10 protein-coding genes and 1 riboswitch are annotated in these 11,850 nt (G+C 58.4%); of the genes, 5 read left to right on the plus strand and 5 right to left on the minus strand.

Annotated features, from left to right (window positions below):
• Window positions 1-135: 135 nt before the first annotated feature.
• Window positions 136-840 (minus strand): HAD family hydrolase, encoded by a 705-nt coding sequence (locus FHT71_RS28625; RefSeq protein WP_183722987.1) that lies wholly within the window; start codon window positions 838-840, stop codon window positions 136-138.
• 191 nt (window positions 841-1,031) lie between these two features.
• Here FHT71_RS28625 and rpiA point away from each other — a divergent pair, with 191 nt between their 5' ends.
• From rpiA to gor, 3 genes are all read left to right on the plus strand, one after another.
• A complete protein-coding gene (gene rpiA / locus FHT71_RS28630) occupies window positions 1,032-1,730 on the plus strand; it encodes a ribose-5-phosphate isomerase RpiA (RefSeq protein ID WP_007792884.1) in 699 nt (232 codons plus the stop codon).
• Between the two features lie 17 nt (window positions 1,731-1,747).
• Window positions 1,748-2,335 carry a DUF2059 domain-containing protein gene (locus FHT71_RS28635; protein ID WP_007792886.1) on the plus strand — a complete coding sequence of 196 codons (588 nt, stop codon included), beginning with the start codon at window positions 1,748-1,750 and terminating at the stop codon, window positions 2,333-2,335.
• Between the two features lie 111 nt (window positions 2,336-2,446).
• A complete protein-coding gene (gene gor / locus FHT71_RS28640) occupies window positions 2,447-3,832 on the plus strand; it encodes a glutathione-disulfide reductase (protein ID WP_183722989.1) in 1,386 nt (461 codons plus the stop codon).
• Between the two features lie 6 nt (window positions 3,833-3,838).
• Here the strand turns inward: gor and FHT71_RS28645 are convergent, their stop codons facing one another.
• Entirely contained in the window at window positions 3,839-5,167 is a 1,329-nt protein-coding gene (locus FHT71_RS28645; RefSeq protein ID WP_132594995.1) for a pilus assembly protein TadG-related protein, read from the minus strand.
• 290 nt (window positions 5,168-5,457) lie between these two features.
• Between FHT71_RS28645 and FHT71_RS28650 the strand changes: the two genes are divergently transcribed.
• Window positions 5,458-6,831: a 3-deoxy-7-phosphoheptulonate synthase class II gene (locus tag FHT71_RS28650; protein ID WP_037082744.1), complete on the plus strand. Its 1,374-nt coding sequence runs from the start codon at window positions 5,458-5,460 to the stop codon at window positions 6,829-6,831.
• Window positions 6,832-7,017: 186 nt separating this feature from the next.
• Here FHT71_RS28650 and FHT71_RS28655 read toward each other — a convergent pair whose 3' ends face one another.
• The 3 genes from FHT71_RS28655 to FHT71_RS28665 form a co-directional block, all read right to left on the minus strand.
• Window positions 7,018-7,893 (minus strand): hypothetical protein, encoded by an 876-nt coding sequence (locus FHT71_RS28655; RefSeq protein ID WP_183722991.1) that lies wholly within the window; start codon window positions 7,891-7,893, stop codon window positions 7,018-7,020.
• 132 nt (window positions 7,894-8,025) lie between these two features.
• A complete protein-coding gene (locus tag FHT71_RS28660; protein ID WP_007792901.1) occupies window positions 8,026-8,550 on the minus strand; it encodes a DUF1003 domain-containing protein in 525 nt (174 codons plus the stop codon).
• Between the two features lie 81 nt (window positions 8,551-8,631).
• Window positions 8,632-10,560 (minus strand): LTA synthase family protein, encoded by a 1,929-nt coding sequence (locus tag FHT71_RS28665; protein ID WP_183722993.1) that lies wholly within the window; start codon window positions 10,558-10,560, stop codon window positions 8,632-8,634.
• A gap of 216 nt (window positions 10,561-10,776) precedes the next feature.
• Between FHT71_RS28665 and FHT71_RS28670 the strand changes: the two genes are divergently transcribed.
• Window positions 10,777-11,610, plus strand: a complete 834-nt coding sequence (locus tag FHT71_RS28670) for a PD40 domain-containing protein (protein ID WP_183722995.1) — start codon at window positions 10,777-10,779, stop codon at window positions 11,608-11,610.
• Window positions 11,611-11,636: 26 nt separating this feature from the next.
• Window positions 11,637-11,819: riboswitch (cobalamin riboswitch) on the plus strand.
• Window positions 11,820-11,850 lie beyond the last annotated feature (31 nt).

The following is an 11,850-nucleotide window of genomic DNA, read 5'->3' on the forward strand; positions in this document are numbered from 1 at the left end:
GCCTTCTTTGACCAACTCGGGCTGATCTCTCTCCAGCAGGAACTCAGACGTCTAAACAACGCTTCATGAACCGCCGTGTACGGAACCGTTCGCACACGGGTGTGGGAGGAGGGGGCTCCCTCCTACCCGATTGTCTCAGCCTACTGCGGCAGTCGGTCTTGCAGCAAAGTCCGCGATCAACTCGTCCACGAGCGCAGGCGTGAGCTCCTTGAAATGTGCGATCACACGGGTCGGCCCGAGTGTCTCGACGGGAACGTCGGAATAGCCGAATGGCACAGCGATCGAGGGCACCCCGGCATTTCGGGCAACGAGAATGTCGTTGGCGCTGTCGCCGATCATGACGGTGTTGCCGGCGTCGCCGCCGGCGCGCTCGATGGTTCCGAGGAGGTGCTGGGCGTCCGGTTTTCTGACCGTGAATGTATCGCCGCCGGTAATGGCGTCGAAATAGTGGGCGAGTTCAAGCTTCTCGATCAGGCTGCACGCCAGACCTTCGAGCTTGTTGGTGCAAACGGCAAGCTTGCAGCCCGCGCTCTTCAGTTGGTCCATTGCGTCGACTAGGCCCGGGTAGGGTACCGTGCGTCCAGGCATGTTGTTGGCATAGTAAGTGATGAACCGGTCGAGTAGAGCTGGGAGTTGCTCAGGCTGCAGCCCGTGCCCCCGAAGGTTGCAAGCCCGCTCGATCATGACCTTGGCACCGTGTCCGACCAGATGCGTGAGGTCGTCATAGCTGACTGGCGCCATGCCGAGCTCGGCAATCGTATGGTTTATACTTTCGACCAGATCGGAGTGAGTATCGAGCAGTGTTCCGTCGAGATCGAATACAACGAGGGCAGGGGTCAAGGATTCCGCCTTTCAGAAATGATGTTATCAGGCCGTAGGTGATGAGGACGGCAAAAGCAACGTTTCGCGGCAAAGGCGACCAGTTGCAGATGCCCACGGCTTTTCGAAAATCATTACGCTATTTTGGCTTTCGTTTGGCAAGCGAGCCGTGTAAACAGCACATCCAACGCAATAATCGGAGTCAGCGGCGCATGGATGCCCGCGAAATGAAGATCAAGGCCGCCGAGGCCGCACTCGCTCATGTCGAATACGGCATGCGACTTGGAATCGGAACCGGGAGTACTGCCGAGGAGTTCGTTCGGCTGCTTGCGGAGAAGGTTTCAACCGGTTTCAAGGTCGAAGGAGTGCCAACGTCCGAACGCACGGCAAGGCTTTGCGTCGAGCTCGGCGTGCCGCTGAAGTCACTCGATGAACTGCCGGAACTCGATCTGACGATCGATGGCGCGGACGAGGTCGATTCCGACCTGACGCTCATCAAGGGGGGCGGTGGTGCGCTACTGCGCGAGAAGATCGTTGCTGCGGCATCTCAGCGCATGATCGTCATTGCCGACGAAAGCAAACTGGTCGCGACGCTCGGCGCATTTCCACTGCCGATCGAGATAAATCCGTTCGGGTTGGTCTCCACGCGCATGGCAATCGAAAAGAAGGCCTCCAAACTGGGGTTGAGCGGCAGCCTGACGCTGCGCCAATCCGGTGGCGAAGACTTCATGACGGACGGCGGCCACTACATCATCGATGCATCTTTTGGCCGCATTCCTGATGCAGAGGCGCTTTCAAACGAGCTGAATTCAATACCCGGAGTCGTTGAACACGGGCTTTTTCTCAATATGGCGGCACTTGCGATCATTGCGGGTCCAGCAGGTGCACGCACGCTGCGGGCGAATAGGTAACAGGAGCATTGAAACTCATGATTAAATTTGCAGGTCTTGGCCGTTTTGCTGCTGCGACCGTTATTCTTTCGGGCGTCGCATTCGGCTCTGCCGCACACGCGCAGGAGGCTTCTCCGGAGCAGCTGAAGGCGGCGCGCGCTGCCATCGATGCAATCGGCGCCACCGCACAGTTCGACAACATCCTGCCGGGTCTCGCTGAGCGTCTGAAGGCCGATCTCATCCAGGATTCGCCGAACTACCAAGATGCGATCACCGCTGAGGTCGACAAGCAAGCCCTTGCCCTTGCTCCGCGTCGCGCCGACCTCGAGAAGGAAGCCGCGTTGACCTATGCCAAGGCATTCTCTGTCGAGGAACTCAACGCGATCGCCGAGTTCTACAACTCGCCGGTTGGCAAGAAGCTGCTGAAGGATGGCCCGATCGCATCGCGCGAGACGGTGAAGGCTGCCGACATCTGGGCGCAGGGAATTTCTCGCGACCTGCAGAAGCAGACGAGCACTGAGCTCAGCAAGGTCATTAAGGCGCCGCCACCGGCAGTTGATCCGGCCAACCCAGCCGCAACGACCGCGCCGAAGGCTGCGACGCCGGCGGCAAAGCCGAAGCCGTAAGCGGACGTCGATAAGAGATAGAAAAAGCCCGGCATCGTCCGGGCTTTTGTTTTTGCGACGGTCGATACTATATCACCTTCACCTCACAGCCGATTCCAGCCGGAGTTTTTCATGACATCCTACGATTACGATCTCTTTGTCATTGGCGGGGGCTCAGGCGGCGTGCGAAGCGCCCGCGTTGCAGCCTCGCTTGGTAAGAAGGTCGCGATTGCAGAGGAGTACCGCTACGGCGGAACATGCGTGATCCGTGGCTGCGTGCCCAAGAAGCTTTTCGTGTACGCGGCTCAGTTCCACGAGCACTTCGAGGATGCCGCCGGTTTCGGCTGGACAGTCGGCGAGAGTTCGTTCGATTGGAAGAAGCTGATTGCCGCCAAGGACAACGAGATCGCGCGCCTGGAAGGGCTCTACAAGAAGGGGCTTGCGGGCGCCAACGCCGAGATCCTGGAAACGCGCGCCGAGCTGGTCGATGCCCACACGGTTCGACTGATCAACACCGGCAAGACGGTGACCGCCAAGACGATCGTGATCGCGACCGGTGGGCGGCCGAACCCGCATGCGGCCTTGCCGGGGAATGACCTCTGCATTTCGTCGAACGAGGCCTTCGATCTGGAAGAACTGCCGAAGTCGATCGTGATCGCCGGTGGCGGTTACATCGCGGTGGAATTTGCCAATATCTTCCACGGCCTCGGCGTCGAGACGACGCTAATCTACCGTGGCGCCGAGATCCTGTCGCGCTTCGATCAGGACCTTCGCCAGGGGCTGCACGAGGCGATGGCCGCCAAGGGCATTCGCATTCTCTGCCACGACACGCTGCAGAAGGTTTCGAAAGAGAACGGCCGTCTTTCGGTCGGGACGCTGAAGAACGGCACGCTGGCGGCCGATGTCGTCATGCTGGCGCTTGGACGCATCCCCAATACGGAAGGCCTTGGCCTGGAAGCCGCCGGCGTGAAGACCGACGAGCGTGGAGCGGTGGTCGTCGACGAGTATTCGCGCACCAGCGTCCCGAATATCTATGCGCTCGGCGATGTCACCGACAGGGTACAGTTGACGCCGGTGGCGATCCACGAGGCGATGTGCTTCATCGAGACCGAGTACAAGGATAACCCGACCAAGCCGGATCACGACACGATCGCAACGGCGGTATTCTCGCAGCCGGAGATCGGCACCGTCGGGCTGACCGAGGAAGAGGCGAGCAAGCGCTACAAGGAGCTCGAGGTCTATCGCGCCCAGTTTCGGCCGTTGAAGGCAACGCTGTCGGGGCGGGGCGAGAAGATGATCATGAAGCTGATTGTCGACGCTTCCAGTCGCAAGGTCGTCGGTGCGCACATCCTCGGCCACGATGCCGGAGAAATGGCTCAGATCCTCGGCATCACTTTGAAGGCCGGCTGCACCAAGGACGATTTCGACCGGACCATGGCGGTGCATCCGACGGCAGCCGAAGAACTCGTCACAATGTATGCGCCGAACTATCGCATTCGGGACGGCGTTCGCGTTTAACGCCGATCAGCTGGTGATGCGGGGCATGCGGATGACCTTCAGGAACAGTGCCTGCATGGCGTCCGTGATCCCCTGTGTAGGCGTGACTTCGAAATAGAGACCGGGCGAAGCGCAGCTCTGCATCTTCGTGGGGATTTCGCTCTGGAAAGGCTTGATCCAGGTGTTGTACCAGCTGTTCTTCGGCAGCGGCAGGTAGGTCGTGTAGAGTACTGCGATCTTGACGCCCCGATCTTTCAGCGGCTTGCAGAAGGAAATGTCGATTGGCTCCTGGCAACGCTCGCCGGTCTTCGGTTTCGTGCAGTTCGACTTCTTGCTGTCACCGACGCCGTCGGACACGAAGAACAGAATCTTCTGCGGCTGGGCCTCGGTGCTGCCATCTCCCGGTGTTGAAATGATCTTGTTCATCTGTGTCAGTGAGTTGTCGAAGCTCGTCTGCTGATCGTTGTTGTAGCCCTGTCTCGGAATCGACATCAGAGTGACAGCGTTCGTGTATGTCGCGACCTTGTCGAGGTCCGTAATCGGCGCTGAAATTGTGGTCAGGTTCGCGTCTTCCGCCTTCTTGCCGAACGTGTAGACACCCATTCTGAACTGGTTGTCGGACTGGCGTTCGTTTTTTGCCGTTTCGGTCAGTTTTTGCGTAGCTTGGCGAACCACGTCGACGCGTAAGGTGACGCCATTGTTGCGGGCGATATTGTAATAGCTGTTCTTGTCCTCGACACCAGCTTCCGACACGATGTGGCAGGCAAAGGCACAGGTATCCGGAGTCTTCTGTTCCATGATAGCGACATCGGCCGGTGTCGCGCCGACGCCCATCGACGGCGTGTTGTCGAGCAGGATATAGAAATCCATGAAGGAGGCCGTCTGAAACATGGCAGTGGCGGTGCCAGATATTTCTACACTTTTCCGGCCAAAGATCTGCATGAACGACGTCGGGACTTGTGCGGTGAAGGTCACAGAGGAGTTGAGCTTGTTGGACGCGCGGCTCACCTGAACGTCAACGGCTACATCGCTTGCCGTCAGCTCACCCTGCATCTGCGCGACGAAAATGTTTCGCGCATCGTCTTTTCCGACCGAGATCGGGCCATCGCTTGTCATCTTCATTGCGGCGGTGGTTGCGGCCGACTTTGCCGCGATTGCGCCGACGGCTGCGGCGTCGGCGGCCGCGTAGAGCTGCGTGCGCAAGCTCAGCGCGTGGGCGAAGTCTACGGCCACGCCCGCCGAGCCGATGAGCGGCACCATCAAAATAGCCGTCAATAGACCGAAATTGCCGGAACGGTCAGTGCAGAAACGATACAAGCTGCGCACGAAATCAATCCCACGGTTCCACCATGCCATCGGTGCTCAAGCGGGAGTCATCATGACGCGCCATTAGAATTGAGGGTGTTTCTAAGGTATAAGCCTAAATTAGATACAAACTGTCTTGGTTTCTCGACCGTTAAATTGCGCGCCTATTGTTTGAAAACGCGCCGCGGAATTCCTTTATATCGCCTGTTGTTGGTCGATTGAATCAGTAACGCCAAAGAGCGGAACGCCGCTATGCAAGATGGCGCTAAAGGTTTATAAGCCGCGCAACATTTTTAGGACGGAACATCCGGACGGACCGGATGCGGAAACAGGTGAGTGAGATGGCACAGAATTGGACTCCGAGCAGTTGGCGGCAAAAACCGATCCAGCAGGTTCCGGACTATCCGGACCAGACGGCGTTGGCAGCAACGGAAGCCCAGCTCGCATCCTATCCCCCGCTCGTCTTTGCAGGTGAAGCGCGCCGGTTGAAGAAGCATCTCGCCAACGTTGCTGAAGGCAACGGTTTCCTCTTGCAAGGCGGGGACTGTGCCGAGAGTTTCGCCGAGCATGGTGCAGACAATATCCGCGACTTCTTCCGTGCCTTCCTGCAGATGGCCGTCGTGCTGACGTTCGGTGCGCAACTGCCGGTCGTCAAGGTTGGCCGCATCGCCGGCCAGTTTGCCAAGCCGCGCTCTTCCGGCATTGAGACGCAGGACGGCGTATCGCTGCCGAGCTACCGCGGCGACATCATCAACGGCATCGAGTTCACTGAGGAAGCACGCATCCCGAACCCGGAGCGTCAGGCCATGGCATATCGCCAGTCGGCTGCCACGCTGAACCTGCTGCGCGCCTTCGCGATGGGTGGCTATGCCAACCTGGAGAATGTGCATCAGTGGATGCTTGGCTTCGTCAAGGATAGCCCACAGGGCGAGCGCTACCGCAAGCTTGCCGGTCGCATCAGCGAAACGATGGACTTCATGAAGGCCATCGGCATCACCTCGGAAAACAATCCGAGTCTGCGCGAGACGGATTTCTTCACCAGCCACGAAGCGCTGCTGCTTGGCTACGAGGAAGCATTGACCCGCGTCGACTCTACATCCGGCGACTGGTACGCGACGTCAGGCCACATGATCTGGATCGGCGACCGTACGCGTCAGGCCGACCACGCGCATGTCGAATACTGCCGCGGCATCAAAAACCCGATCGGCCTCAAGTGCGGTCCGTCGCTGCAGGCCGACGATCTGTTGAACCTGATCGACATCCTCAATCCGCAAAATGAAGCGGGCCGGTTGACGCTGATTTGCCGCTTCGGCCACGATAAGGTTGCCGAGCATCTACCGCGTCTTATCCGCGCAGTCGAGCGGGAAGGTCGCAAGGTCGTGTGGTCCTGCGATCCGATGCACGGCAATACGATCACGTTGAACAACTACAAGACCCGCCCGTTCGAGAGGATCCTGTCGGAAGTCGAGAGCTTCTTCCAGATTCATCGCGCCGAGGGCTCGCATCCGGGCGGTATCCACATCGAGATGACCGGCAAGGATGTGACCGAATGCACAGGCGGCGCCCGCGCGGTGACGGCTGAAGATCTGCACGATCGCTACCACACGCATTGCGACCCGCGTCTCAATGCCGATCAGGCGCTGGAGCTTGCCTTCCTGCTGGCCGAGCGCATGAAGGGTGGCCGCGACGAAAAGCGGATGGCCGTCAACGGCTAATAAAACAAGATGGACAAAAAAAGCCCGGTTGATGCCGTCCGGCTGATGCCGGGCTTTTTTATTGGGCAAGGACGGATTGTTGGCAGCAGGCGTCAGGTGGCACGCACGTCGGCCTCGCCGATCTTGATGCCGAGCGTCTCCGCTGCCATCTGGCATGGGCAGCTATGCGACGATTGGTGGTGTGTGCTAGCGGATTTGGCCGGCCGCCCAGTGGATGGCGCTGTCCAATTCGGCGAATTTCGCGGACTGCCAGTAGAAATAGTCTTCGATGAATATGCGCGAGAGCCACAATGCGCCGCGGTTGCGGGGACTTTCCCAGCCAAGCAGGTTATCGGTTTCGGCTTTCTTGAACATCCGCTTCAGATTGGTGAGGGAGATGCCGAATTCATTGGCGATTTCGCTGATGCTCACGCCTTTGAGCAGAATGCGGTCGTGTTCCCGCGCGTCGTTGGGGAGGCGACTGATTAGATCGTGCAGCACGAGGCCGCCGACATCGGACCAGAGAAAGTGGCCGATACTGCTCCGTGGCTCCTTCCAGATCGGTTCCTGGATGAGAGCACGCGCAGCACGCGGCTGCGCGAGATGAAAGAGCCGGGGGCTGTCTGCAGTCAGCTTTGCACGATTGCCGCCATCGAGTTGATCGAGGCAGGCCATATGCCCCTGGAACCAGGACGCCATGGCCTCCTCGCTGAGTTCGGTCGTTTCGAGGCGACGGAGGCGCCGATCGGGCGTTTCATCAGGAGCATCCCGTAGAAATTTGTAGGCGATGAGTTCGGCAAGAAACGAGGCCGCGGTATTTTTGCTGGCGAGGTCAAACTCCTTGGCGACCTGCATCATGCGACCGGCCGTGAGCCCTGAAACGGGATTGCCTCGATCGCGTCCGGTATGCATGGCGAACAGCGTTTGTGTCAGCAGCCACTTTTGATGCGAAGCGGCGAGGCGGGCAAGACGAGGAGCGCGCTTGTAAATGCCGATAAGATGGAGCGCTATCTGGCGTTCGATCGACAGAAACAGGGGGTGATCAAGAATTTCCTCGCGTGTATGCGGTCGGCCAGTGAGCATCGTCTCGTACGGTCGGTCGGATTGGTTCCAATTGCTCCTCTTACATTTGTGACGGTGTTTCAATGCGAGACTTGGTTAGCGGATCGTTAATCGGTCGGTATAGTTAAATTCAAGCGATCCCCGATCGTTCCATCAACTGGGCAGGCGCTGATTCAGTCGCTCGATGTCTTCGCGCAGTGCTGCAATTTCGGTGAGCACACGCATATCTATCTTCTGATGTAGAGAAAGAACTTCCAGTTCAGCTTTGAGATTGACTTCGTAGTCTTTCGCCGCCTCGAAGCGATCGCGCTCTGCTTGCCGGTTCTGCGACATCATGATGATGGGAGCCTGGATTGCGGCAAGCATCGAGAGCACGAGATTGAGGAAGATAAAGGGATAGGGATCGAAGGCGCGTGTGAGTAGTACGACCGTATTTACGACGCACCAGAAGACCAGGAACAAGAAGAAGGCGACAATGAACGACCATGAGCCGCCGACGCGGGCAATCGAATCCGCAAGGCGCTGTCCGGTGGATGATTCCGCCTGCAAGGCCGCATTGATGTCGGTCGAGATTATCTTACGCTCATGGGCTTTTGCGAGAACGCGCTTCTCGATCTCACCGAGTTCGTCAACAGGTTTGTCGAAGTGATGGTGGATGAAGTCCGATAGATTATGCATGGCTAACTCCGAATGCTAGATCGCTCGGGCGCCAGTATTCCGTAATGTTTTCAAATTGCAATGCGGGCTTGTGCCGCTCTCTTACGTGCCTTGCGCATACAGCCGGGCATGCTGTGGGAAGAAGCGGCCGAGCGTCTGAGCCTTGCCAAACATGATGTCGTGCTGGAGATATCGATAGTCCCGTACGAGAGGATCGAGGTTCTTCGGCTTCAGGACCCAATCGGGCGACGGCGTGTTGTCACGCGCAATCAGTTGGTAACGATCGATGACACTGTACTTCTTCCGCACGCGGCCGAGAAAGCCGGTGTAGTAGGGATGCTCGAAGCCTGCGAACTTCAAGAGATGGTAGGGCAGCAGCGATGGGCTGATCGTGCCGACGTCCTTCTTGCTGCCTTTCTTGTTGGACCAGATGACGAGCGGCGTCTCGTGTTCCTGCTTCATGACGCTGACCGATGCCTTACGCGTGGCAACCTGGTCCGGCATGTAGCCGGTCGCCATATAGACGTTGCCGAGCGGCGGAAGGTGATCGCCCCAGAGGACGATGATCGTCTCGCGATCGCGCTTCTCGGCCCAATTCATCAGCATCTTGAGGCTGTCGTCGGCTTCCTTGATCCCCTGCGTGTAGGTGGCCAGCGTGGCCCGGTCCGCATCGTTCAGGTTGCCCTTGATGTCGACGGTGTTGTGTACGTAACGGTTCGGCTCGTAGGGACCATGTCCCTGCAGGGTGACACCAAAGAAGAAGAACGGACGATCAATACCGTCGGCCTCGCGCATGATCTCCTTCATAAGGGACTCGTCCGAAGCGAAGATGCCCCTCTTTTCCATCGGAGGCATGGTTTCTTCAGAGCGGAACTGCTCGAAACCGAAGTCCTTGTAGACTTCGTTGCGGTTCCAGAACCAGCCGCTGAATGGATGAAGTGAGCGGGCGGCATAGCCTTCGCCGCGGAAGAACGTGGCGAGCGAGGGAACATCGCGACGGATGTATTGCTGATAGGGGATGCTGCCATATGGGAGGAAGGCATTGGAAAAGCCTGTCAACGCCTCGAATTCGACGTTGGCGGTCATGCCGCCGAACTCCGGTGAGAATACATGGCCAGACTGCTCGGCGCGAATAGTCGGCATGGGATCGGGCGACAGGCTCAGCGTCTTCAGTCGGGTCGGATCCCAGAACGATTCACTCATCAGCATGATCACGTCGGGCTTTTCTCGTGGGCCGCTGAGATAGCCGTAGTTGCGGCCGGGGATAGCATCAAGCGCCTGCGTACCGAAGCCGGCCGGTGCTGCAACGTCGGCCATCGGAATATTGAAGATGAAGGCGAGGATGAAGCCGTTGCTCCGGTAGTTTTCCTTCTGGTCCCACATCATCGGGACCACCTGAAGGCGGTCACGGATGAAGGAATACTGTGAATAGTCCATCAATGACCCGAAAGTCGCGATAACGGGCAGGCCGACGCACAGGTGGCGGAGGCGAGAGGTCCTTGAGAGTTTCGGGAAGTTGCGCCAGGCGAAGCGCCAGAGGATGACAATCGCGCCAGCGGAAAGGGCAATGCCGACAACCATCGCAACGGCAGTCCAGGGGCGGTCGCGCACCATGACAGGAAGCAGTTCCATGATCTGGCGCCCGAAAAGAACGTCGGATGGATAAAGGGGGTCCGTGAGGTAATGCTGCTTCTGGTTGGAGACAATGGCGGGAACGAAGACCAGCGGGAGAACGATCAATGCCGAAATGAATTGTCTTCCCAAGGCGGCATCGAGCGACAGCATCAGGACAGTCAACATTACAACGGTCGTCATTCCGGGACGCGCCGGCGATATCAGGAATTCGCGCACGTCGGCCAGCCCATCGCGGGCAATTATCTCGACGGCGGCCGTAGCAAAGAGAGCAAGCAGGGCGCAAAGAGCGACGCCGAGCGCTGTGCGTATAGCAGGCGACCGGACGCTTCCTCCGAAATCGGTGGAAAGCGACGCAAAGCGCGCTGCCACTGCAGACCTCATTACCAACGCGATCAACCGGAAAACTCCAACGTCATAAAAGCTTCACCGAACTGTCACATCCTCGTCATGAACGCTAGATGAACCGTTAGGTTTCCCGCATTTGTGATTAGTGGATAAGGCGCCGGTCGCCCAAGAGACACGTCCTGTGGTGCAAGCTGGCCTGGTGCATTTGCTTGTGCTGAGTGGCGGGCCGTCGTAGGTCTGACGGAGTCGATGTCAGGAGGATTCAGATTGCGCAGTTCCGTCGAGATCTACAACATCAGGACAGGCGAGGCGCGCGTCGTCTGGCAAACCACGCAACTCGTGGAGGCGCCGAACTTTTCACCCGACGGTAGCTATCTTCTGCTGAACGGTGACGGTCTTCTGTACCGTCTGGCGCTTGACGGTTCGGGCAAGGTCGAAAAGGTCGATACCGGCTTTGCCACGGCCTGTAACAATGATCATGGCATTTCGCCTGATGGCCGTCAGATCGTCATTTCCGATAAGACTGAGTTCGGTAAGTCGACGATTTATGTGCTACCCGCCGAAGGCGGCACGCCGCGTCTGGTGACGCAAAATCAGCCGTCCTACTGGCATGGCTGGTCGCCCGACGGGAAACAACTGGCCTATTGCGGCATCCGCAACGACGTATTCGATATCTACACGATCTCCGTGGACGGCGGCGAAGAAAAGCGGTTGACGCACGGCGAGGGGCGCAATGACGGGCCGGATTATTCAGCCGACGGCCAGTGGATCTACTTCAATTCCAGCCGCACCGGCCTCATGCAGATCTGGCGCATTCACCCGGATGGGACCGGCCTCGAGCAGATCACCAGCGACAATTGTGGGAATTGGTTTGCTCATCCGTCGCCAAACAACGATAAGGTCCTGATCCTTTCCTACGATCCCGACGTCTTCGACCACCCGCGCGATCTCAATGTACGGCTGCGGCTGATGGACATGGATGGGGGCAAGCTGACAACACTCTTCGATCTCTTCGGCGGGCAGGGAACGATCAACGTGCCGAACTGGTCGCCGTCGGGCGATGAGTTCGCCTATGTGCGTTACTACCCAGTCTCTGTGTGAGGGATTGCATCGCGTGATTTTTGCCGGCATAGACCCTTCCGTCGGGTGCCCGTCTTAGGCGGGAGAATCGGGAATTCGGTGTGAGACCGAAACGTGCCCAACGCTGTAAGGCTGACGACTGCCGCAACACGCCACTGGTCCAGTACCGGGAAGGCGCGGCAGTCGGATGACGCCAAGTCAGAAGACCGGCCCGACATCATAGACTGACCCGCGTGGACGGCGGGCGGTTGTGTTGTTGGG

It is taken from the genome of Rhizobium sp. BK060 (assembly GCF_014193145.1).
In the GTDB taxonomy this organism is placed as follows: domain Bacteria; phylum Pseudomonadota; class Alphaproteobacteria; order Rhizobiales; family Rhizobiaceae; genus Rhizobium.